Source organism: Rugosibacter aromaticivorans (genome assembly GCF_000934545.1).
Classification (GTDB): Bacteria; Pseudomonadota; Gammaproteobacteria; order Burkholderiales; family Rhodocyclaceae; genus Rugosibacter; species Rugosibacter aromaticivorans.
Map to the genome: position 1 here is coordinate 1,863,667 of NZ_CP010554.1, position 20,805 is coordinate 1,884,471.

23 protein-coding genes are annotated in these 20,805 nt (G+C 60.1%); 15 read left to right on the top strand and 8 right to left on the bottom strand.

The annotated features are described in order from the left end of the window. Nucleotides 1-58: 58 nt before the first annotated feature. The 4 genes from PG1C_RS09345 to PG1C_RS09360 all read left to right on the top strand — a co-directional run bounded on the left by PG1C_RS09345 (nucleotide 59) and on the right by PG1C_RS09360 (nucleotide 3,050). Entirely contained in the window at nucleotides 59-355 is a 297-nt protein-coding gene (locus tag PG1C_RS09345) for a tyrosine-type recombinase/integrase (RefSeq protein WP_202634534.1), read from the top strand. 376 nt (nucleotides 356-731) lie between these two features. After that, nucleotides 732-2,039 carry a tyrosine-type recombinase/integrase gene (locus PG1C_RS09350; RefSeq protein WP_202634535.1) on the top strand — a complete coding sequence of 436 codons (1,308 nt, stop codon included), beginning with the start codon at nucleotides 732-734 and terminating at the stop codon, nucleotides 2,037-2,039. Next, nucleotides 2,036-2,593: an ORF6N domain-containing protein gene (locus tag PG1C_RS09355; protein ID WP_202634536.1), complete on the top strand. Its 558-nt coding sequence runs from the start codon at nucleotides 2,036-2,038 to the stop codon at nucleotides 2,591-2,593. The genes PG1C_RS09350 and PG1C_RS09355 overlap by 4 nt, the downstream gene beginning before the upstream one ends. Nucleotides 2,594-2,624: 31 nt before the next feature. Beyond that, nucleotides 2,625-3,050, top strand: coding sequence for a DUF7673 family protein (locus tag PG1C_RS09360; RefSeq protein WP_202634537.1), 426 nt, complete (start codon nucleotides 2,625-2,627; stop codon nucleotides 3,048-3,050). Between the two features lie 105 nt (nucleotides 3,051-3,155). Here PG1C_RS09360 and PG1C_RS09365 read toward each other — a convergent pair whose 3' ends face one another. Together PG1C_RS09365 and PG1C_RS09370 are read right to left on the bottom strand one after the other, a co-directional pair. Next, nucleotides 3,156-3,434 carry a type II toxin-antitoxin system YafQ family toxin gene (locus PG1C_RS09365; RefSeq protein ID WP_202634538.1) on the bottom strand — a complete coding sequence of 93 codons (279 nt, stop codon included), beginning with the start codon at nucleotides 3,432-3,434 and terminating at the stop codon, nucleotides 3,156-3,158. After that, nucleotides 3,421-3,687, bottom strand: a complete 267-nt coding sequence (locus PG1C_RS09370) for a type II toxin-antitoxin system RelB/DinJ family antitoxin (RefSeq protein WP_202634539.1) — start codon at nucleotides 3,685-3,687, stop codon at nucleotides 3,421-3,423. Before PG1C_RS09370 ends, PG1C_RS09365 begins: the two co-directional genes overlap by 14 nt. A gap of 333 nt (nucleotides 3,688-4,020) precedes the next feature. Between PG1C_RS09370 and PG1C_RS09375 the strand changes: the two genes are divergently transcribed. Genes PG1C_RS09375 through PG1C_RS09390 form a run of 4 tightly spaced genes read left to right on the top strand, consistent with a single transcriptional unit; the run spans nucleotide 4,021 to nucleotide 6,417 of the window. Beyond that, complete coding sequence (locus tag PG1C_RS09375) at nucleotides 4,021-5,079, top strand: type IV toxin-antitoxin system AbiEi family antitoxin (RefSeq protein ID WP_202634540.1); 1,059 nt, start codon at nucleotides 4,021-4,023, stop codon at nucleotides 5,077-5,079. Further along, entirely contained in the window at nucleotides 5,042-5,887 is an 846-nt protein-coding gene (locus PG1C_RS09380) for a nucleotidyl transferase AbiEii/AbiGii toxin family protein (RefSeq protein ID WP_202634541.1), read from the top strand. Before PG1C_RS09375 ends, PG1C_RS09380 begins: the two co-directional genes overlap by 38 nt. A gap of 39 nt (nucleotides 5,888-5,926) precedes the next feature. Beyond that, the gene (locus PG1C_RS09385; protein WP_202634542.1) at nucleotides 5,927-6,223 is read left to right on the top strand and encodes an integration host factor subunit beta; all 297 of its coding nucleotides are present in this window, start codon (nucleotides 5,927-5,929) and stop codon (nucleotides 6,221-6,223) included. After that, nucleotides 6,220-6,417, top strand: coding sequence for a hypothetical protein (locus PG1C_RS09390; protein WP_202634543.1), 198 nt, complete (start codon nucleotides 6,220-6,222; stop codon nucleotides 6,415-6,417). The genes PG1C_RS09385 and PG1C_RS09390 overlap by 4 nt, the downstream gene beginning before the upstream one ends. A gap of 249 nt (nucleotides 6,418-6,666) precedes the next feature. Here the strand turns inward: PG1C_RS09390 and PG1C_RS09395 are convergent, their stop codons facing one another. The 5 genes from PG1C_RS09395 to PG1C_RS09415 form a co-directional block, all read right to left on the bottom strand. Further along, the gene (locus PG1C_RS09395) at nucleotides 6,667-7,056 is read right to left on the bottom strand and encodes an ATPase (RefSeq protein ID WP_202634544.1); all 390 of its coding nucleotides are present in this window, start codon (nucleotides 7,054-7,056) and stop codon (nucleotides 6,667-6,669) included. A 13-nt stretch (nucleotides 7,057-7,069) separates the two neighbouring features. Then, nucleotides 7,070-7,408, bottom strand: coding sequence for a hypothetical protein (locus tag PG1C_RS09400; protein WP_202634545.1), 339 nt, complete (start codon nucleotides 7,406-7,408; stop codon nucleotides 7,070-7,072). A 130-nt stretch (nucleotides 7,409-7,538) separates the two neighbouring features. After that, complete coding sequence (locus PG1C_RS15115) at nucleotides 7,539-8,129, bottom strand: DUF736 domain-containing protein (RefSeq protein WP_479687746.1); 591 nt, start codon at nucleotides 8,127-8,129, stop codon at nucleotides 7,539-7,541. Next, nucleotides 8,126-8,491, bottom strand: coding sequence for a hypothetical protein (locus PG1C_RS09410; protein ID WP_202634546.1), 366 nt, complete (start codon nucleotides 8,489-8,491; stop codon nucleotides 8,126-8,128). Before PG1C_RS09410 ends, PG1C_RS15115 begins: the two co-directional genes overlap by 4 nt. 15 nt (nucleotides 8,492-8,506) lie before the next feature. Next, nucleotides 8,507-10,465: a ParB/RepB/Spo0J family partition protein gene (locus tag PG1C_RS09415; protein WP_202634547.1), complete on the bottom strand. Its 1,959-nt coding sequence runs from the start codon at nucleotides 10,463-10,465 to the stop codon at nucleotides 8,507-8,509. Nucleotides 10,466-10,647: 182 nt separating this feature from the next. Between PG1C_RS09415 and PG1C_RS09420 the strand changes: the two genes are divergently transcribed. After that, nucleotides 10,648-10,851 carry a hypothetical protein gene (locus PG1C_RS09420; RefSeq protein WP_202634548.1) on the top strand — a complete coding sequence of 68 codons (204 nt, stop codon included), beginning with the start codon at nucleotides 10,648-10,650 and terminating at the stop codon, nucleotides 10,849-10,851. Between the two features lie 285 nt (nucleotides 10,852-11,136). On the opposite strand, the gene radC is transcribed toward PG1C_RS09420, so the two are convergent. Then, a complete protein-coding gene (radC, locus tag PG1C_RS09425; protein WP_202634549.1) occupies nucleotides 11,137-11,643 on the bottom strand; it encodes a RadC family protein in 507 nt (168 codons plus the stop codon). 414 nt (nucleotides 11,644-12,057) lie between these two features. Here radC and PG1C_RS09430 point away from each other — a divergent pair, with 414 nt between their 5' ends. The 6 genes from PG1C_RS09430 (at nucleotide 12,058) to PG1C_RS09455 (ending at nucleotide 20,799) form a co-directional block, all read left to right on the top strand. Continuing rightward, a complete protein-coding gene (locus PG1C_RS09430; RefSeq protein ID WP_202634550.1) occupies nucleotides 12,058-12,450 on the top strand; it encodes a hypothetical protein in 393 nt (130 codons plus the stop codon). Nucleotides 12,451-12,522: 72 nt separating this feature from the next. Next, on the top strand, nucleotides 12,523-13,857 hold the full coding sequence (locus PG1C_RS09435) for a TolC family protein (RefSeq protein WP_237218134.1): 1,335 nt from the start codon (nucleotides 12,523-12,525) through the stop codon (nucleotides 13,855-13,857). A 21-nt stretch (nucleotides 13,858-13,878) separates the two neighbouring features. Then, entirely contained in the window at nucleotides 13,879-15,558 is a 1,680-nt protein-coding gene (locus tag PG1C_RS09440; protein WP_202634551.1) for an efflux RND transporter periplasmic adaptor subunit, read from the top strand. Then, nucleotides 15,555-18,686, top strand: coding sequence for an efflux RND transporter permease subunit (locus PG1C_RS09445; RefSeq protein WP_202634552.1), 3,132 nt, complete (start codon nucleotides 15,555-15,557; stop codon nucleotides 18,684-18,686). The genes PG1C_RS09440 and PG1C_RS09445 overlap by 4 nt, the downstream gene beginning before the upstream one ends. Before the next feature lie 323 nt (nucleotides 18,687-19,009). Continuing rightward, the gene (locus PG1C_RS09450) at nucleotides 19,010-19,438 is read left to right on the top strand and encodes a hypothetical protein (protein WP_202634553.1); all 429 of its coding nucleotides are present in this window, start codon (nucleotides 19,010-19,012) and stop codon (nucleotides 19,436-19,438) included. A gap of 92 nt (nucleotides 19,439-19,530) precedes the next feature. Next, nucleotides 19,531-20,799: a TolC family protein gene (locus PG1C_RS09455; protein ID WP_202634554.1), complete on the top strand. Its 1,269-nt coding sequence runs from the start codon at nucleotides 19,531-19,533 to the stop codon at nucleotides 20,797-20,799. Nucleotides 20,800-20,805: the final 6 nt, after the last annotated feature.

A 20,805-nucleotide genomic window follows, 5' to 3' on the forward strand; every position in this document is an offset into this window, starting at 1 on the left:
TTGGGTGCCATTGGTGACACATCTCCAGCAACCTTCAACCGCATTGCAACCATCATCAATGCCATGCTTCGCGTCGCAGAAGAAAAGGGTTGGGTTGACAAGGTCATCCGCATCCCTGAATGGAAAGGGCGCGCTACAACGGGCAGGAATCGAAGGATTCACTTGGCACGGGCTGCGCCACACCTGGGCAGCATGGCACGCCATGTCCGGCACACCGCTGGATGTGCTCCAGAAGCTCGGTGGCTGGGCAGATCATAAAATGGTTTTGCAATATGCCCACCTTGCGCCGGAATACTTGGCCAGCTTTGCCAATAACGCAAAGCCATGGAAAGCCAGGAAAAAAGACGCCGCCTGACTGTGCACTTTTGTGTGCACTTCGTAATTCACTATCACGTAGTGGCACGGCTTTTTGAGGGGTAAAAATACACAGTGCCACATCACCAGTATTTGCCAAAACCCTTGCAAACACTGGTAGGCGCGATTGGACTCGAACCAACGACCCCCACCATGTCAAAGTGAGGACGGCCACATTCACCAATGTGCCTAAACGTTCATTTATCTATACAAATCAGCAAACTAGGCCTATAATACGTTTCATCGGATTACACGTTTTTGCCTCTAAATTAACCCTGATTCTAACCCCGGCCTAACCCCGGATGTAGCTGGCGCATTCGAAGCAGTCATTCGGTTTTTCTGAAACGCGCCACGTATTACCGACGAAGGACAAAGTCATGGCTCGCAACGAACTGAACTTCACCAAAGAAAACATCGTAGCACTTCCGCTTCCTGAAGCAGGGAAACGCGATGAGTATTACGACACCAAAGTGCAGGGATTGCAAATCCGCATTACTGCAGCCGGCGTCAAAACTTTCTACATCTATCGCTGGGTCAGAGCGGAAGGCAAGGCGGAGCGCATCATGCTTGGCCGCTTCCCAGACTTGACGATAGAGAATGCGCGCAAAGCCGCCACCAAGGTTAACGGCGCTATCGCGGAAGGACACAATCCGGCTGCGACATTACGCGGCAAACGCGCGGAACTGACGCTCGGGGAATTGTTCATTGAGTACATTGATCGGCATGTCTCGGTTCAATGCAAGCCGCGCGTTATAAAAGAGACACCCGAACTGTTCCAGCGATTTTTGGGTGTATTGCCTCCTGAAGATGAACGCAAACCCCACGGCGCACGCCGCACCAAGCACCCGGCCGGCGTCCATTGGGAAAATCGCTCCCTATCAAGCATCACGCTCGGCGACGTAGCCCAGCTTCATGCCAACATCGGACGCCTCGGCCACAAGACCCCGGCCAATAAAGTCGTGACTCTGATTTCATCGATGTACAACCGCGCGCGCGACTGGGGTCTGTTTGCCGGCGTCAACCCCGCCACGGGCGTCAAAAAATTTCGCGAGGTCAAACGTGAACGATTTATTCAGTCTGACGAACTGCCGCGTTTTTTTGAAGCGGTTGGCGAAGAACCGAGCAAGGATGTGCGCGACTTCGTCTTGCTCTCTCTGCTGACTGGTGCGCGCAAGGCCGACGTGATTTCAATGCGCTGGGAAGACATGAGTCTTGATCGTGGCGAATGGCGGGTGCCGGACCCGAAAAACAGTGTTCCATATGTCGTTCTCCTCACCCTGGAGGCGGTAGCAATTCTTCGCAGCCGTCAGCCTGCCGATGACGCGGACTCTTCGGAAGGTAAAGCAATCTTTGTGTTTCCTGCCAACAGCAAAACGGGGCATATCGATAAGCCAAAAAAAGGCTGGGCGCGCATCCTGGAACGAGCGGAGATATCTGACCTCCGGGTTCACGATCTACGGCGTTCCCTCGGAAGCTGGCAGGCCAAAGGCGGTGCATCACTGGCCATCATCGGCAAGAGTCTTGGCCACAAGACCGCCGCTGCGACCATGATCTATGCCCGCCTCGACCAGGACCCAGTCAGGGCGTCGGTCGAAAAGGCAACTGCGGCGATGCTAAAAGCAGCAGGTGTCAAGGGCGCTCGCTCCCAGCCTAAAGCGCGCTCACGCGCATCTGCCGCGCGATGACTAACGAAAACACTACCCTGGCCATCGATGCCATCGCCGGGCACATCGCCATCATGCGCGGCCAGCGCGTGATCGTCGATGCCGATCTGGCAGCACTTTACGGTGTGCCGACCAAGCGCCTCAACGAGCAGGTACGGCGCAACGCCGAACGTTTTCCGGAAGACTTCATGTTCCAGCTCGCGCAGGAAGAGTGGGATGCTTTAAGGTCGCAAATTGCGACCTTAAAGACCGGACGCGGTCAACACCGCAAGTACCTGCCTTTCGCCTTCACCGAGCATGGTGCGATCATGGCCGCTACGGTGCTGAATTCACCCCGCGCGGTCGAGGTATCGATCTACGTGGTGCGGGCCTTCGTGCAGTTACGCGAGCTGCTCACTGGTCACAAGGAACTGGCGAAACGTCTAGACCAACTGGAAACTCGCATGGAACGCAAGCTCATCACCCAGGATCAGGCTATCGCTGGCATCCTCGATGCCATCCGCCAGCTTATGGCGCCACCTCCGACACCAAAGAAACGGCCCATCGGCTTCATTACTCCGCAGGACAAGGCGTGAACACAATGAAATGACAGGAAAGGAAATCAGCATGGAACGCAAACCAGGTACGCTGCTTCGCATGAGTGACAAATTGTCACCGGAAGCCAAAGCCGCTTTCGCTGAAATGGATCGGGAGCGAACTGAAGCACACCGTCAACTTCCTGCGATCCGTGCGGCTGGCGTGGAAGCACTCAAGCGTTTGCTCGCTGTCGCCCAAGGCAATAGCGGCCAATGCCGCTATGTCGCCGGGTTTCTGCTTGGCCTGTACAACGGCGACCGGTTCAAGGTTGATCTGACGGATTTTCGCTGCCTTGATCGTAAGATTTTCCAGGATTGCGTGGCGGTGTTGGCGATGGACTATCAACCAGAAAAAGAGGTCCACTGCTACTTCGAGAACGGCGGGAAGATATGGGAGCAACTGGCAAAGGACTGGAATATCCCGGATTACGCTCGCGCCACTTTTGAGGAACAATAAAAAGATAGCCTCCCCAATACTGAATTTTGTCTTGGCCTATATTTGATTGACTATTGGCTTCGTGAATTCAGGAAGTTGATGCGCGAAGGCAATGGCGCCAGCGCATCAACTGAAAAGCTCGCTATGGGAACCAAGCCTGGCTAACTGTAAAGTTTCAGCATCAGGCTTGCAGTAGATCAGCAGCAAGTCGGGTTTGACGTGGCATTCACGATAGCCGGCCCATCCACTCAAGCCATGATCACGATATCGAGCTTCCAGGGGCTGGTCAGTGGCCAGCGCCTGCAGAACAGGCACCAGACTTTCATCAAGCGTCGCCCGGTGTTGTCCTTTTGCTTCGCGCTTGTAATCGCGCCTGAAAGCCGATGGACGTTCAATCGTCCGCATGCAGGTCGGCCATCAGGGCATCAACACTGGCAAAACGCTTACCCTTGCCAGCCTGAAGATCGGCAATGGCCTTCCGTGTTCTGACATTCGGCACCTTCACTTCGAAAGGCAGGCGATGCTCATCGGCGATGCGCATCATCAACAGCCGAATGGCATCGGAGATGGACAAGCCCATCGCTTCCAGCGCATCAGAAGCCCGCTCCTTGGTTGCGGTGTCGATGCGGGCACGGACGTAGGTATCAGCGGTACTCATGGCAATCTCCATAGATCGGTTCTTGAATACGGATTGTAGTCTCAGTGTGACTACAAATCAAACCTTTCAAAACAGGCCCAGTCTGTCCGGGGAGTGGCAATTAGACTGGGTTATCCTTATGGGAATGGGATAGATACGCAATAAAAGATTAGCTACCCAGTGGGTAGCTAATCGTAAACTCGCTCGGGCAGCCACAGTCAATGTTCATGTCCGAAATAAAACAACATTTTTCGGACAATCAAGGCTGTTGCGTGAACATTCAAGCCCCTTGAACATTCGCCCCTTTTTGTTCATAATTGTCACGTGTTCATATTAAATGAACGGACTTACATCATGAACAATATGACTGAAACGGCCCTCCTTGACCTCGGCGTGCAAGCACTCCAGGAACACGGACTGAAGGTGCAAGTACAGAAAGAACCGAAAATCGGCCGCGACCTGCAGGCGGATGCTTGGCTGCGCGTGGGAACCGCAAAGCAGCACACCGACTATGTCGTCGAGGTGAAGCGCACTGTCACGCCAACCACGCTGGGGGCAGTCGTTACCCAATTGCGCCACACCGCCACCATAGCCGGCAGACCACCGCTGCTGGTGACCGGCTACATCACGCCGCCGATGGCGGATCAACTCAAGGGGCTTGACCAGCAGTTTGCCGACGCTGCTGGCAACGCCTACCTCACGGGTCCGGGCGTGCTGGTTTTTGTGACGGGCCGCAAGCCCGAGCAAAATGCCAATGCAGCCCGGCCAGGCCGCGCTTTTGCAACCGCAGGGCTGAAAGTGACGTTCGCCCTGCTCTGCAATCCGGCGCTGGTTACCGCGCCACATCGCGCGATTGCAACAGCAGCAGACGTAGCGCTGGGCGTCGTTCCCGCCGTATTGAAGGACTTGCAGCAGCTTGGCTACGTGGGCGATCTGAAGGGGAAGCGCGGCACGCGCCGGCTCTTTGACGTTCCGCGTTTGCTGGCGCAGTGGGCCGAAACCTATGCGCACCTGCTGCGGCCACGTACCTTGATCGGCCGCTATTACGTGCCAGCACTGGACGGTTGGAAAGACTGGCCGCTGAAGCAGCAAGACGCGCAGTGGGGCGGAGAACCCGCAGGCGCCCTGCTGACCAAATATCTGCGCCCCGGCGAACTGACGATCTACGCCAAAAAGCTGCCGGGCACGCTGGCCGCTCGGCAGAAGTTCATGAAGGAAGCCGCACCCGGCCACACGGCGGTAGTGGAAGTACGCAAGCAATTCTGGAACTTCCCCGCTGACCCGCGACACCCTGGCCTAGTGCCACCCTTGCTCGTGTATGCAGACCTGCTGGCGACAGGCGACGCACGCTGCATTGAAACTGCGAAAATGATCTATGACGAACATATCGTTCGACTTTTCGCAGAAGACTGAACTCAAGCCGCTGGCGCTTGTGGTGAGTGCGCTGCAATCGGTAGCGCAGCCAGCGGGCATCGATTTCTTTTTGATGGGTGCTGCCGCACGCGACCTGATGCTGCGGTATGCACACAATATCGAGCCAAGCCGCCAAACCGAGGATGTGGATTTCGCGGTCATGCTGCGCGATTGGGAAGCCTTTGCCACGCTGCGCGCGGCCTTGATTGCGAGCGGTGAATTTCACGAACGCCCAGGCCCGGCCACGCATCGCTTGCGCCATCGCAGCGGCTTGCCGCTGGATATCGTGCCTTTCGGTGGCATTGAACGCGCGGATCGGACCATCGCCTGGCCTCCCGATCAAAGCACGGTGTTCGATTGTTTTGGCGCGCGCGAAGCATTCGAGGCGAGCGTATGGGTGCTGCTGCCCGACGACGTGTCGTTGCGCGTCGCGCCAATCCCGGCGCTGGCCCTGCTCAAGATAACGGCATGGCAGGATCGCAAGCTCACTTACCCAGGCCGCGATGCGCCTGACCTGCTGCTGTATCTGCGCAGCTATATGGATTGCGGCAACATGGACCGCGCCGCCAGTGAGAATGGTGATTTGTTCGATGCCGATGACTACGATCATGAAGTGGCCGGCGCACAACTGCTTGGCCGTGACATCGCACGCCTGCTCGATGCACCTGCCATACGCCGTGTACTGGAAATTCTCTGGCCGGAGTCGGATGATCAGGGGCGCTTGCAACTGGCACAACAATCTGGCCTTGATCTCGAACATGCGCGCAGGTTGATCGAAGCAATGTGCAATGAACTTGCTGCTGTCTAGGATGGCAACGTCGCCAGCACATTCTGAGAAAATACCCGGATGACAAGATCAGAACTCGTTGAGCGCCTTTCACGCTACTACCCTTCCCTAACGCATGCAGACATCTCCGCTTCGGTATCGGTCATTCTTGATGCCGTCACCACCGCGCTTGCAAACGGCGACCGGGCCGAGATTCGAGGATTCGGGAGTTTTCGGCTCAATCACAGGCCATCAAGGATTGGACGGAATCCGAAAACAGGTGTGACAGTCAATGTGCCGGCGAAGATCGTGCCGCATTTCAAACCGGGGCTGGAATTGCGTGAACGCGTCAACTTGAGCCTGGAAATAAACAAATGATGATGGACCAACTGATGAGGGTCAAATCCCTCGAAACTTCTGCCAGCAAGAATTTTGAAGAAAAGCGTATTTCCAAGCAGGACAAGGACGATCTCGAAAAAGCAATTGCCAGGGAAGCAAAAAGCGGGTGGCAAGTAAAAGCACGAAGCCATGACTCGGAAGGCGTGCATGGAGTGACGCTGTTCCGGAGATAGCCTCCGAATACTGAATGCTGTCTTGACCGACACTCGATCAGTACCAATTGGCTACCCACTGGGTAGCCAATTGAAAACTCTCGTTGGCACCAGCCTTGGATGTTGATGTCCGAAATAAAACAACATTTTTCGGACAAGGCAGCTTGGTAAACTAACAGCCGTCCCATTGCGCCTGCCGTCAGAGGCACAAAAAAATGCGCCGGCCCCGTGGTCAACGGGATCGACGCATCGTAGGGTTTCATCGAACGATCAGCCCGCCGCCGGCTCCACCATCGCCTGAAGCCGCTCTATCACGCCGGGCTCGACGAAGACGCAGGTTTGATCGGCCGCGATCGGCACATTGAACACGGTGGCGAACGCCTCGCGTTTCAGGTGCGCCAGCCGACCCGTGCGATACGCCTGTTCCGGCTTCAAGCGATCTCCCGGCAAGCCGCTGCGCTCTGGGTCGCATTCGACCATTGCAACAAAGCCATCATCGGACAGCTTCTGGTGTTCAGGGCACAGGCTCCAGCCCGTCGTCGTGTGGTGCTTCATGCTCGCGCACAAGCGCTTGTCGAGCAGAATGCTGCCGGTATCATAGGTGACGCCGCAGACCAGGCAGACGTGTTGTTCCAGTGAAACGTGCGATTTCTCGTTCATGATCATTCTCCGGTTACTCGGGCGGAATTGCCCGGAACCGTTGCCAGCACGGCGCAGCGCAAGCCGTCAGGGGTCGCAGACGGCCGCAGGACGCGAGCACACGCAGTGCGCGCAGCCCTTGACGGCGAGCACGCCGTGGTACGGTGAAGGGAACAGCAAGACCGCCCCATCCATCGCCAACAAAAGCACGGACAGGCAAGCGGAGCGCGCAGGCCCGGCAGATCCATGCAGGGCCGGAGGCGTCAGGGATCAAAGCCGGATGGCCGTGATTCGGCACGAAGCGCGGGGCGTAGCCCACGAGCCCGACGGCGGTACGCCGGGACGCCAGAATGCCGCGATCATGATTCTTCATTGTCCGCTTGCGGTAAACGCTTGAGAAACCTGCTGTGGCGGGCCTTAGCGTAGATCAACCAAATTCGGTGCTGGCGTCAACTTGAAACAAAAAAACGCCCCGCCGCAGCGGGGCGTCCGGGATGCGACGCTCAGTCGCCCTTGCTGCGCGACCAGATCAGATTGTGGACACCGTCCTCGCCCTCGACCATGCGGGCATAGAGGGTGGCCGGGAACGACGGGTCGTCGAGGGTCACCGACAGATAAGGCCGGGGCGGTTCCGCCTTGCTGAGTTTTTTCCACGCCGCGCCGATCTCGAAATTATTGCCGGCGACGATGCGGTAGTCAGGGGCGTTCTCGCTTTCCTTGGGGTTGGGAACCAGTTTGACCTTGACGTTGAGCGTCAGAGTGCGAACCGTGCCGGTGAAGCTGTCTTTCTGTGCAGTGAAGGTGCCGATGTTTGCCATGATGTAAATCTCCTTTCGGTGGTGCAAGGTCGCGCCCATCGCGGCCTTGTCGGTGATCCGAAGGGCGAGGGTCGGGCGGGCTGCATCGCGCAGCGACCGCAACGCAGAGAAGGACCGGGAGGCACGAGAAATTTGACTCGCGAGGAAGCCGCAGGCGGGGAAATTTGTTGGGCCGGACGGTTGCCGCCATGAAGCCCGAGGCGCAGCCGTGCCCTCGCCAGGATTCACGACAAGCCAAGGCCGCTCCTGGGGGCGATCCTCACCGAAAAGCCTCATGGCTCCGGCCCCTGGCACAGGTGCTTCGCGGGTACGCATCCTGTCGCTGGCAAGGTCGGTTCCGTGCACCAAGGATGAACGCCCCATCGCATAGGCACCGGCATGATCGGTGGCGGTGTGGTCGACTGAGCAAGGTGACGGTCAGTCGGTGCCGCCGTCGTTCCTGCCAACCTGACCGCCAGCGTCGGGGACGGCGCGCACAAGCTGGTGCAGCAAGGGTCTGTCGTACCCGGATGGCCCGCCATCGGCGGGGCGTACTTTAGTGCCGTTGACGATTTGGCCTTGGCCGTAAAAGCGCGCGCGGCAATCTTGCCGCGCGCGACGCAAAAAAATGCCCCGGTGGTTTTCCAGCGGGGCATCATGCGCTTGCTGTCGCGTCAGTCCGCAGCTTCGCCTGCCGCTGCTACCGGCGCCGGAGATTGCAACATTGGCTGCAACATCATCGGCAGCCAGCCGCTACCCACCGCCAGCCGTTCGGCCTCGCTGGCAAGGTCGTTCTTCTTGAGCTTGAGTAGCCGCTCTGCATGCTCCGGCGCGAACACCTGCACCGCCTCGATGGCTTTGGCCTTCGACACATGAGCAAAGTAGCCGTCAGCGGTCGGCGTCCACCACGGGTGCATGTCGAGATTGACCGCTTGTGCCAGCGCGGCGGCGGGCTGCTCGTTCTCGCGCGAAGTTACCGCCCCCACGGTGGTCGCTACACACACCGCCAGCAGCGCCAATAATTCCTGCTGCGGCATTGCCAGCAACTCGGCAAACAGCATGTCAGCGTCTTGCGGCAGACGTTCTGCCCAAGCGTGCCGCACCTGTTTCAGGCCGACCAGCGCGGGCGAGTGCGCGATGTCCGGCGCATCCTTATCCAGCCCGTCCTGCGGCGAAGCGCTGATATTGACCGGTGAATGACTCAGGCGGTGACCATCGAATATCACGCGCAGCGCGAGGCAATGCACTACTGCCACCAGCGCGACTTGAGGATGGCGCGCGACTTCTGCTTGCAGCCCTGCTGTGCGATGTGCACTCAAGCGCCGCGCCAGCTTTTCTGAAATGTGCAGCGTGGTGGGTTCCTGCGTCTCGTCTTCCCCGTTGCCGTTCGCTTTCGCTGTCTGCCGTTCCTGTGCCTTCAATGCCTTGGCCTCGGTCTCGTGCATCAAGCCGCGATGGATGGCAATCGCGCCCGCGTGATCGACGGTCACGATAGCCCCGGCCTGCGTCAGCGTTTCAGGTGCAAACACCAGCAGCGATTGCTCGATGGCATCAAGTTCCGCACTGAGCTTGTCGCTTTCCTCATCAAGTGCCTGCGCTTCTGCTTCCTCGATGTCCTCGGCCTCGCTGCCATTGAGCCTATCCTCAATGGCTTGCTGCCGTGCTTCCAGTTTGGCGATGCGTTTGGCCTCGGTTTTGTTGGGCGGGCGGCGGTCACGACGTGCCCGCTCGAACCCATGCAGTTCCGCCGACGTAATGCGCGGCACCACTTCAACCCACGCCCAACCTTCTGCACGAACGCTGTCAGCCACACTGGCGAGCTTGTCCTGCGCCAAGGTGTCCAACAATGACGCATCCATCAGGAACCGCCCTCGCGTATCGTCCGCAAACAAGTCGCGCCGTATCCCACCGCCTGCCGCCTCGTAGGCGTCGATGCCGACGAAGCGCGCCAGCGCATCGCGCGCGCCGTCGATTTCGCGAGCAGTGAGATGTTCGCGCAAGGCCTGCGGGCTGCGTTGCCATTGCGGCGAGTCATAGAAGGCTTCCTCCTGCGCCGCGTGGTCGTCGGTAATGGCAAGTGCCATCAACTGATCGAGCGTCACAGCATCAGCCCGGTAATCCGCCAGCAGACGCGGCGAGACGTTAGCCAGCTTCAAACGTCGCTGCACTACTAAAGGCGTGACGCCGAAGTCAGCGGCGATGTCTTCGATGGGGCGGCCCTCGGCCACCAGTGCGGCGAAGGCCTCGAATTGTTCGCCTGGGTGCATGGCTTCGCGCTGAACGTTTTCAGTCAGGCTCACGGTAAGGGCCGAGGCATCCGGCACCAGCAGGCAAGGGACTTCATAGTCTTTCGCCAAGCGCCGCCGCTTCGCCAGCAACTTCAATGCGGTCAACCGCCGTTTGCCTGCAACCACTTCGTAATGTTCGCCATCGCTTGATGCAATGACAGTGAGGTTCTGCAACAAGCCGACACGGGCAATGCTCGATGCCAGTTCGGGAATCGACGTGCCGCCGCTCTTGCGCACGTTGCGCGCCGAAGGCCGCAACTGCGACAGCGAGATCAGCAACAACTCCTGCGCCGCCACCGCAGCCGCTTGCAGGGCATGGGTTTCTGAAAGGTTAACGGTATTCATGGTGATACTCCTGTTCTATGGAAAATGAAATAAAAAAACTGAAACAGAAAATCTCGCGGGTGATTCATGACTTTGGTATCTGCATGCGCGCCCTCCTGTGGTGGTTAAAAAAAGTCGACCGGATTCCAAGATTCGGAGCCCGCCGTTGATGTGGTTTTGTTCGCCGTAGTGACCGGGATTGGTTGCCTGGTTCGTCACGCATCGCCGTCTTTCCTGAGTTCATCGCCCGCGAACAACCGGGCCGGTGGGGACTGGCGGTCAAGGAGGAAGCGCAGGGAGTGGTGCGGCCCGCAGCGCAGCGAGGACACGGCCCTGCGCGCCTTGACGGACAGGCAGCGCCGGCTACGGTCGCGGGAAAAGCGATGAAGGAGAGGAAAGCCGGATGACCGGCATACGGCTGCAATGGACAAGAAAGGCGACAGACAAACACCTCGCGGCGAGCGCAACTCGCGGGCAGCAGGCACGCCTAACTGGGGAGAGCAAAGCGCGTAGCGCGCAATCGCCGCTGTGTGCTGGCCGATCTGGCGCAGCCTGTTCGGCGGGGCTTAGTGAGCAAAGGGGCGCCAAGCAACGCGCGGCGGGGTGGGCGTAAGCCGACCCCTGGAGTCCGCCGCCGTTGTCGCGCAGTTGATCACGCAGGCGCAGCAAAAAAGGGGGCGAAGCCCCCTCGCCTACAGCAAACCCCGTTCGGCAAAACTCAGGATGTCGCCACCGGCGACAATCAGGTGATCCAGCAGTTTTATGTCCACCAGCGCCAGCGCCGTTTTCAGCGCCTGCGTCAGCAGCTCGTCGGCGCGCGACGGCTCGGTCGCACCACTTGGATGGTTATGGACCAGGATCAACGCCGCCGCGTTGCGCACCAAGGCCTCCTTGACCACCTCGCGCGGATAGACCGATGTCTGGCTCACCGTGCCGCGAAACAATTCGACGTAGTCGATCAGACGATTCTGCACGTCGAGCGCCAGCACCGCGAACACTTCGTGCTCCAGCAGGCCCAGCTTGACCCGCAGGAAATCGCGCACCACCTCCGGCGAACTCAGCACTTCGCAATTGCGCATCTGTCCGGCCAGTACCCGCCGCGCGGCGGCCAGCACTTCGTCGGCATTGGCCGGACGGTAGTCGCCCGCGACATCGCGCACGAGCAGAGAAGAATCAGAAGAATGAGAAAATGTCGACATGATCGGCTCCGGTATCGGGCGGGATTGCCCGGAACCGGCGCAGCACGCCGCAGCGCAGCCGTCAGGGGTCGTAGACGGCCGCAGGACGCCAGCGTGCAAAGCACGCGCAGCCCTTGACGGCGAGAACGGCGTGATAAGGTGAAGGGAACAGCAAGACCGCTCCACCACGACACTTCCCGCTTTGCAAGCAAGCGTAGCGCGCAGGCGTCAGGGATCAATGCCGAACGGCCGCGACCTGGCGCGGGGCAACGCCCACGAGCCCGACGGCGGAACGCCGGACGCCCGATTGGGGTCTTGCAGCGGAACACGGCCTGCCCGCCTTTTCCCAATGTGCAAAAATCAGCCACGCCGCACCGCACTTGACACCGGGGCCGGACTTCTCATACCCTTACCTCGCCTCTACCCGTAAATGAAATGCGCCTAACCCGAAAAAACCGCCTTGTCACCGCGTTGTACACGCTGTTCAGCCTGCTGTTCATGCAGTTGGCTGTGTCGGCCTATGCGTGTTCGGGTGTGCCGTCGGGTGACATGGGTGGCAGCGTTCAATCCATGTCCGGCATGGATCAGAGCGGATGTCAAAAGTCGAATCAGGATCAGGGCAATCTGTGCAAGTCCCACTGCGAGAAATCCTCCCAGTCGGTTGATTCGGTGTCTCATGCAACGCCCGATGCGCCAGTATTGCCGCTGCTCACAGTCACTTCCCGGCTTGACGCTCATCTGCCGAGCGCTAGCAATCTACAAGGCGCCCTGTTCGCCGGTATTGCTGCCCCACCCCCTTCGCTACGCTTCAGCGTACTGCGTATTTGATCTTCCAGTAAGGCCTCGGTTCGTTGCGTCGTCATCGACGCAACGCCATTCGCTTTCACTGGGAGATTTTTCATGAAGTGGTTGCTCCGTGCGTATTCTTGCCGCACACCTGCGTTGACCGCCTTTTCGCGTCCATCGCGCCGTCTGCTGCTGGCAATGCTGTCAGGATGCCTGTTGACGTTTTCCGTCATGGCCTCCGACCTTAATTCATCGCTCACGTTGGATCAGGCTTTGCGCCTCGCCCAGGAGCGGTCGCGTCAACTCAAGGCGCAAGACGCGATGGCGTCCGCCGCCCGCGACATGGCAGTCGCGGCGGGACAACGGCCCGATCCGACGCTGAAGGCGGGGATCAACAACCTGCCCATTGACGGCCCGGATCGCTACAACGTCACGCGCGATTTCATGACCATGCGTTCGGTCGGCGTGGCGCAGGAATTCACCCGCGAAGACAAGCTCAAGGCGCGTGCTGCGCGCTTCGACCGCGAAGCCGAAGCCGCCGAGGCCGGCCACGCCCTGGCCCTGTCCAACCTGCAACGGGATACCGCGATGGCCTGGCTGGATCGCTACTATCAGGAACGCATGCGCGAGGTACTGGTCAGCCAGCGCGACGAAGCGAAACTGCAAATCGAAGCAGCAGACGCCGCCTACCGCGGCGGCAAGGGATCACAGGCCGACGTGTTTGCCGCCCGTGCTGCCGTGGCGCAAATCGAAGACCGCATCGCCCAGACCGAGCGCCAAATTGCAACTGCCAAAATCCAGTTGGCGCGCTGGATTGGCGACAACGCAACGCAACCATTGGGAACTCTGCCCGCGCTCGACACGGTGCGCCTGAATCCTGCGGACCTCGAAACGCGACTCGCCCATCACCCGCAAATCGCCATGATGGTCAAGCAGGAAGAAATGGCGCAAGCCGATGCCCAACTCGCGCGCGCCAACAAGCAATCCGACTGGAGTGCCGAGGTGATGTACAGCCAGCGCGGCCCGGCGTACTCGAACATGATCTCGTTCAATGTATCGATCCCGCTGCAGTGGGATCAGGAACACCGGCAGGATCGCGATGTCGCCGCGAAGGTCGCGCTGGCGGAGCAGATGCGCGCCGAGCGTGAAGAAGCCTCCCGCGAGCACGTGGCGGAAGACCTGTCCATGTTGCAGGAATGGCAAAGCAACCGTGAGCGGCTGATCCGCTACGACGCTTCTCTCATTCCCCTCGCCGAACAGCGCACGCAAGCATCCATTGCCGCCTATCGCGGCAGCAGCGGAACACTTGGCGCCGTGCTCGACGCGCGGCGCAGCGAAATCGATACGCGCATGGAGCGCCTGCGTCTCGACATGGATACGGCGCGTCTGTGGGCACAACTCAATTACCTGATTCCGGCCGGTCACGATGAAGCGCCGCCCAGTCAATAAGCCTTGCCAGTGGAGAACCCAATGAAACGCAAACCAGTTGTCATCGGCCTGATTGCCGTCGCATTGCTCGGCGCGGCCGGATATGGCCTCTACGTCCTCGGCACGAAGCATGGCATGGGTATGAACGCGGCACCCCCGACCGCAACTCCCGGCCCCAGTGCCGCCAGCACAAACGGACCGGCAAAAGCCGATGCCGCCGTCGAACCCGTTCCGCAAAGCATCGCCGAAGGCGAAGAAGCCACGCGCCGGCACATCAATGCCGGAATCAAGGCCGGCGACATCGATCCCGTGACCGGCAAGAAGGTTCTCTACTACCACGACCCCATGGTGCCGGGAAACAAGTTCGACAAGCCCGCCAAGTCGCCCTTCATGGACATGATGCTGGTGCCGGTGTATGCGGACAGCGACGCCGGTGTTGACAAAGCGGGCAGCAACGTGACCATCAGCCCGCGCATTCAGCAAAACCTCGGCATACGCACTGCGGAAGTTGTCGAAGGAATGCTGTCGCCGCAAGTGGCCGCCGTGGGCAGCATTGCCTTCAATGAACGCGATCAGGTCATCGTACAGGCGCGTGCGACCGGCTACGTCGAGCGCCTGCTGGTGCGTGCCACGCTCGACCGCGTCGCCAAGGGGCAGGCACTGGCCGAGTTATACGTGCCGGACTGGATTGCCGCGCAGGAAGAGTTCCTCTCGCTGCGCCGCATGCAGGGCACCGATCTCGCCCCGTTGGTCGATGGCGCCCGCCAACGCATGCGCCAGGCCGGCATGAGTGACGCGCAAATCGCACTCGTCGAATCCAGCGGTCGCACGCAGCCGCGCATCATGCTGGTGGCGCCCATCGGCGGTGTCGTTACCGAACTGATGGCGCGCGAGGGAATGACAGTCATGCCAGGCGCCACGCTGTTCCGCATCAACGGTCTCAGCACGGTGTGGGCCAACGCCGAAGTACCGGAAAGCCAGGCGGCGCTATTGCGGCCGGGTGCGAAGGTGCAGGCCATCAGCCCGGCTGTCCCCGGCATGAAATTCGACGGCAAGGTGCAGGCCATCCTGCCTGAAGTCGATCCCACCACACGCACGCTGAAGGCCCGCCTTGAACTGGCAAATCCCGGCAGCATGCTGGTGCCCGGCATGTTCGTACAAATGCAGTTCATGGACATGCGCGCCGAGAAAGCGCTGCTGGTTCCCACCGAAGCCATCATCCAGACCGGCAAGCGCACCGTGGCGATGCTGGCGGAAGAGAATGGCCGCTTCCGGCCGGTCGATGTCGAGATCGGCATCGAGAGCGACGGTCAGACCGAAATCAAGCGCGGCTTGCAGGCCGGCCAGCGCGTGGTGGTGTCGTCCCAGTTCCTGATCGACTCCGAAGCCAGCCTGAAGGGTATTGAAGCGCGATTGAATGTTGAACCCAAACCGACGGCGGCAAACACTGCGCCCCGTTACAACGGCACAGCCAAAATAGAAGCGATCAGTCACGACACCATGACCCTGTCGCATGGCCCCATCGCGGCCCTGAATTGGGGTGCGATGACCATGGAATTCAAACTGCCGAAGGGAGGCATGCCGCGCGGCATGGAGGCCGGCGACCGGGTGGACTTCGAGTTCTACATGGACGCCGAGAATCTGCCGCAGCTCACCCGCGTGACGCTGCTGTTGCCGGAGCCGAAGGGAACTGCAGCGACAGTTTCCGGGAGCAAGCCATGATCGCCCAGTTGATCCGCTGGTCGATTGCGAACCGATTCCTGGTGCTGCTGGCAACGGTCATGCTCAGCGCATGGGGCATCTATTCGCTGCAGCGGACGCCGCTCGATGCGCTGCCCGACCTGTCCGATGTGCAGGTGATCATCCGCACGACCTATCCCGGTCAGGCGCCGCGCATCGTCGAGAACCAGATTACCTATCCAATGACGACAACGATGTTGTCGGTACCGGGCGCGAAGACGGTGCGTGGCTATTCCTTCTTCGGCGACTCCTTCGTCTATGTGCTGTTCGAGGATGGCACGGACTTGTACTGGGCGCGCTCACGCGTGCTCGAATATTTGAATCAGGTACAGGCCAAGCTGCCAGCGGGTGCGAAGGCGACGCTCGGGCCGGACGCGACCGGCGTCGGCTGGATTTATCAGTACGCACTGGTAGACCGCAGCGGAACACACGACGCCGGGCAACTGCGCGCCTTGCAAGACTGGTTCCTCAAGTTCGAGCTGAAGACGGTACCGAATGTGGCCGAGGTCGCGTCGGTCGGCGGCATGGTACGTCAGTACCAGATCCTGCTCGACCCCGACAAGCTGGCCGCCTACGGCATCCCGCACACCCGAGTGGTCGAAGCGATACAGAAATCCAATCAGGAAGCCGGTGGTTCGGTGCTCGAACTCGGCGAAGCCGAATACGTGGTGCGCGCATCGGGCTATCTGCAATCGCTCGACGACTTTCGCAAAGTGCCGTTGGTCAGCACGGCGGCAGGCGTTTCGGTACGCCTTGGCGATGTGGCACGCATCCAGATCGGCCCCGAGATGCGGCGTGGCATCGGCGAGTTCGATGGCGAAGGTGAAGCCGCAGGCGGCGTGATCGTGATGCGCTCAGGCAAGAACGCGCTGGAGACCATCGCCGCCGTCAAGGAAAAATTAAAGACGCTGCAGGGCAGTCTACCCAAGGGCGTCGAGATCGTGCCGATCTATGACCGCTCGGGTCTGATCGAACGTGCCGTGGACAACCTCGGCCACAAGCTGCTCGAAGAGTTCATCGTCGTCGCGGTGGTGTGCTTCATCTTCCTGTTCCACCTGCGTTCGGCTTTCGTGGCTATCGTGTCGCTGCCACTCGGTATCCTGATGGCATTCATCGTGATGCACTACCAGGGCGTGAACGCGAACATCATGTCGCTCGGTGGCATCGCCATCGCCATCGGCGCGATGGTCGATGCGGCGGTGGTGATGATCGAGAACGCGCACAAGCATCTGGAGCGCTGGAGTCACGAACATCCGGATCAAAAGCTGACGGGCGAAGCCCACTGGCGGGTCATTGGTGACTCCGCCGCCGAGGTCGGGCCGGCGCTGTTCTTCTCGCTGCTGATCATCACGCTCAGCTTCATTCCGGTGTTCACACTCGAAGCGCAGGAGGGTCGGCTGTTCTCGCCGCTGGCCTTCACCAAGACCTATGCGATGGCAGCGGCAGCCGGCTTGTCGGCAACGCTGATTCCAGTGTTGATGGGCTATCTGATTCGGGGCCGCATTCCCGATGAGAAGAGCAACCCGCTCAATCGCTTCCTGATCGCAGCCTATCAACCGCTGCTCAATATCGTGCTGCGCTCGCCCAGGAAAACCCTGGTCATCGCGGCGCTGGTATTGCTCTCAAGCTGGTGGCCATTGCACGAGGTTGGCGGTGAATTCATGCCGCGCCTCGACGAGGGCGACCTGCTCTACATGCCCTCGGCGCTGCCCGGCCTGTCGGCCGGCAAGGCGGGCGAACTGCTGCAACAGACTGACCGCCTGATCAAGACCGTGCCCGAGGTCGCCAGCGTCTACGGCAAGGCCGGCCGGGCCGAGACCGCGACCGATCCGGCACCGATGGAGATGTTCGAGACCACCATTCAGTTCAAGCCGAAGAGTGAATGGCGACCCGGCATGACGCAGGACAAGCTGGTTGATGAACTCGACCGCATCGTCAAGGTGCCCGGTGTCGCCAATATCTGGGTACCACCGATTCGCAACCGCATCGACATGCTCGCCACCGGCATCAAGAGCCCGGTCGGCGTCAAGGTAGCCGGTACCGATCTGGCCGTGATCGACCACGTCACCGGGGAAATCGAAAAGGCGTTGAAGGACGTACCGGGCGTCAGCAGCGCACTTGCCGAGCGGCTTACCGGGGGACGTTACGTGGACGTGACGATCAACCGCGATGCCGCCGCGCGCTTCGGCATGAACATCGCCGACGTGCAATCCGTCATCACCTCGGCGGTCGGCGGCGACAACATCGGCGAGACGGTCGAAGGCCTGCAGCGCTTCCCGATCAACCTGCGCTACCCGCGCGAGATTCGCGACTCGCTGGAGAAGCTGCGCGTGCTGCCCATCATCACCGAGAAGGGGGCACGGCTGGTGCTCTCCGACGTGGCGGACATCCGCATCACTGATGGCCCGCCGATGCTGCGCAGCGAGAACGCACGATTGTCGGGCTGGGTGTACGTGGACATTCGCGGCCGCGACCTCAAGTCGGCGGTGCAGGACATGCAGCGCGTCGTCGTAGAAAAAGTACATATACCGCCTGGCTACTCGATCTCGTGGTCGGGCCAGTTCGAGTTCCTCGAACGGGCAACCGCGAAGTTGAAAGTAGTGGTGCCGTGCACGCTCTTGATCATCTTCGTGCTGCTCTATCTAACCTTCACGCGCTTCGACGAAGCACTGCTGATCATGACGACGCTGCCCTTCGCCCTGGTCGGCGGCATCTGGCTGCTCTACCTGCTGGGCTACAACCTGTCGGTGGCTGGCGCTGTCGGCTTCATCGCACTGGCCGGGGTGTCAGCCGAGTTCGGCGTGATCATGCTGCTTTACCTCAAGCAGGCGTGGAACGAGCGTGTCGATGCCGACACGACGACGGCAAACGACTTGCTCGACGCGATCCGCGATGGTGCGGTATTGCGCGTGCGGCCCAAGGCGATGACGGTGGCGGTGATTCTCGCCGGACTGCTGCCGATCATGTTCGGCAGCGGTACCGGGTCGGAAGTGATGCAGCGCATTGCCGCGCCGATGGTCGGCGGCATGATCACTGCGCCGCTGCTCTCAATGTTCGTGATTCCGGCCGCGTATCTGCTGATGCGTGGCAGGAAACGAAAGCAACCTTGAACCATGCATAGAGACACGTGTCTTATGGACAACAAAACTACGCCGGGGTCGCATGAATAGAGGACCCGTTTTCTGGCTTGCATTGATCCTTGCCCTGTGGCTCCCGATTTACGGCGCCAATGTGGTGGCGATGGTTTCGTGCGAACCGGCGATTGGAATATCACCAGCATCAGCACACGCATGAAGTGCAGAAACATGCGCATGAACACCACCGCGATAACTACATCACGATCATGTCCATCAGGTGCCTTCGGCACAGAGCGAATGGCATACCCATGCGCACCGGGGCGATCCTCGCCCCATAAACACATCCGCATTTTCGGATGTTCATCACCAACATTCGCGCGGGCAAATACATTGATGCGGAACTGTTCTTATTTGAGGCTATACTGCCGCCCGTGCGCCGCTACCTGATTCTATTTCTGGTATTCCTCCTGCCGATCCAGGTTTCCTGGGCGGTGGTGGCAAACTATTGCGACCGCCATCAGGAAGCAGCTGTACTTCATCTCGGGCATCACGAAGACGAACGCCATGTGTCGCCCGATGTTTCAGATGATGGACAACTCCCTGCCAGCGAATCCAGTGCTGGCCAATGCCATGACCACTTGTCCGGCTTTATTGCCCTGCTGCTTAACGAATCGTCTGTTTCGATAAGCGCCATGTCTCTTCTGCAACTGCATGGCATTGAACCGAGCTTCGCCACGCTGCCCCCCTCCCAGCCCGAACGCCCCAACTGGTCTGCTCTCGCCTGATACGGCGAGACGGGCGTTATCCATTGCTTTAGCAGTTCCCTGCGGCACTGCCCCGTTTCGTCGAGTTTATCCCCTCATGCGTGGAGAATTCGATGCGAAAGTATTTTTTGCTGCCATTTCTGGCGGCTGTTTTGTTCCAACCTTTGTTTGCGCTGTCCGCCGAGTTAGGCAGTTCCGGCCTTGTCGAACCGGGTGGGCCGCTGTCGCTGGATACGGCCCTTTCATTGACCCTGCAAGCCAATGCCGAGGTTTCGGCGGCGGCGCGCGAACTGGAAGCAGTGGAAGCGACAGTCACCCAAGCCGGCGTACTGCCAAACCCCGAGCTGCAAACGCTCGCCGAAGACCGTCGGCGCGAGTCGCGCACCACGACGGTACAGATCAACCAGCGTATCTCGTTGAGCGGCAAGCGCTCGGCGCGCGTTCGTGCCGCCGAACGTTCGCGCGACATTGCCGGCAGCGATCTCTCCGCCACCAGGGCGGACATTCGCGCGGGCCTGATTGCCGCCTTCTTCGATGTCCTGATCGCGCAGGAACGACTGCGGCTGGCGCAGGCCTCCGCCGATCTGGCGAAGCGCGGCACGTCTGCGGCAGCAAAGCGCGTGGCGGCTGGCAAAGTTTCGCCGGTGGAAGAAACCAAGGCCCGCGTGGCCGAGGCGGGTGTGAAGATCGAACTTGCGCAGGCCAGCAGCGAATTGCGCTTGATGCGTCAGCGCCTCACGGCATATTGGGGCAACCCGTCACCACGTTTCGATGCCGCTGTTGGCGAAGCGAACTCACTCCCCGATGCTGGCAATCTGGATGATGTTGTACAGCGCCTCGATACCACGCCGGAAATGCGCCGTGCCAGCCTGGAAGTGGAACGCCGTCGCGCGCTCACCGATGTCGAACGCAGCAGTCGCATCCCTGATGTGACCGTGAGTCTCGGTGCCAAGCGCGACGAACTACTGGGACGCAATCTTGCCATCGTCGGCCTCTCGATCCCGATACCGCTGTTCGACCGTAATCAGGGCAATCTTGGCGAGGCCATTTCACGCCAGGACAAAGCGCGCGACGAACTCGCTGCAACGCGAGTCCGCGTCCAGGGCGAAGCAATGCAGGCATGGCAGCAACTGGACATGGCCCGCAGTGAAGCATTGGTGCTGGAAAGCGAAGTGCTGCCCGGCGCGCAATCGGCGCTCGATGCGGCGACCACGGGTTTTGAGTACGGCAAGTTTGCTTTCCTCGACGTACTCGATGCACAACGCACCTTGTTCCAGGCCCGTGCGCAATACCTTCGTGCGCTGTCGTCAGTGCATCGCGCACGTGCGCAACTCGACAGCATTCTCGGCACGGGCACCAACAACATTGCCGAACAAAAGTAAGGAATC

Excerpts from the sequence above, each read along its gene's own strand:
- PG1C_RS09410 (WP_202634546.1), bottom strand. The coding sequence starts at position 8,491 with ATGATGCCCCGCTGGAAAACCACCGGGGCATTTTTTTGCGTCGCGCGC.
- PG1C_RS09440 (WP_202634551.1), top strand. The coding sequence starts at position 13,879 with ATGAAACGCAAACCAGTTGTCATCGGCCTGATTGCCGTCGCATTGCTC.
- PG1C_RS09415 (WP_202634547.1), bottom strand. The coding sequence starts at position 10,465 with ATGAATACCGTTAACCTTTCAGAAACCCATGCCCTGCAAGCGGCTGCG.
- PG1C_RS09395 (WP_202634544.1), bottom strand. The coding sequence starts at position 7,056 with ATGAACGAGAAATCGCACGTTTCACTGGAACAACACGTCTGCCTGGTC.
- PG1C_RS09345 (WP_202634534.1), top strand. The coding sequence starts at position 59 with ATGCCATGCTTCGCGTCGCAGAAGAAAAGGGTTGGGTTGACAAGGTCA.
- PG1C_RS09355 (WP_202634536.1), top strand. The coding sequence starts at position 2,036 with ATGACTAACGAAAACACTACCCTGGCCATCGATGCCATCGCCGGGCAC.
- PG1C_RS09385 (WP_202634542.1), top strand. The coding sequence starts at position 5,927 with ATGACAAGATCAGAACTCGTTGAGCGCCTTTCACGCTACTACCCTTCC.
- PG1C_RS09450 (WP_202634553.1), top strand. The coding sequence starts at position 19,010 with ATGTTCATCACCAACATTCGCGCGGGCAAATACATTGATGCGGAACTG.
- PG1C_RS09365 (WP_202634538.1), bottom strand. The coding sequence starts at position 3,434 with ATGCGGACGATTGAACGTCCATCGGCTTTCAGGCGCGATTACAAGCGC.
- PG1C_RS15115 (WP_479687746.1), bottom strand. The coding sequence starts at position 8,129 with ATGAGGCTTTTCGGTGAGGATCGCCCCCAGGAGCGGCCTTGGCTTGTC.
- PG1C_RS09390 (WP_202634543.1), top strand. The coding sequence starts at position 6,220 with ATGATGATGGACCAACTGATGAGGGTCAAATCCCTCGAAACTTCTGCC.
- radC (WP_202634549.1), bottom strand. The coding sequence starts at position 11,643 with ATGTCGACATTTTCTCATTCTTCTGATTCTTCTCTGCTCGTGCGCGAT.
- PG1C_RS09430 (WP_202634550.1), top strand. The coding sequence starts at position 12,058 with ATGCGCCTAACCCGAAAAAACCGCCTTGTCACCGCGTTGTACACGCTG.
- PG1C_RS09435 (WP_237218134.1), top strand. The coding sequence starts at position 12,523 with ATGAAGTGGTTGCTCCGTGCGTATTCTTGCCGCACACCTGCGTTGACC.
- PG1C_RS09370 (WP_202634539.1), bottom strand. The coding sequence starts at position 3,687 with ATGAGTACCGCTGATACCTACGTCCGTGCCCGCATCGACACCGCAACC.
- PG1C_RS09445 (WP_202634552.1), top strand. The coding sequence starts at position 15,555 with ATGATCGCCCAGTTGATCCGCTGGTCGATTGCGAACCGATTCCTGGTG.
- PG1C_RS09380 (WP_202634541.1), top strand. The coding sequence starts at position 5,042 with ATGACGAACATATCGTTCGACTTTTCGCAGAAGACTGAACTCAAGCCG.
- PG1C_RS09455 (WP_202634554.1), top strand. The coding sequence starts at position 19,531 with ATGCGAAAGTATTTTTTGCTGCCATTTCTGGCGGCTGTTTTGTTCCAA.
- PG1C_RS09360 (WP_202634537.1), top strand. The coding sequence starts at position 2,625 with ATGGAACGCAAACCAGGTACGCTGCTTCGCATGAGTGACAAATTGTCA.
- PG1C_RS09400 (WP_202634545.1), bottom strand. The coding sequence starts at position 7,408 with ATGAAGAATCATGATCGCGGCATTCTGGCGTCCCGGCGTACCGCCGTC.
- PG1C_RS09350 (WP_202634535.1), top strand. The coding sequence starts at position 732 with ATGGCTCGCAACGAACTGAACTTCACCAAAGAAAACATCGTAGCACTT.
- PG1C_RS09375 (WP_202634540.1), top strand. The coding sequence starts at position 4,021 with ATGAACAATATGACTGAAACGGCCCTCCTTGACCTCGGCGTGCAAGCA.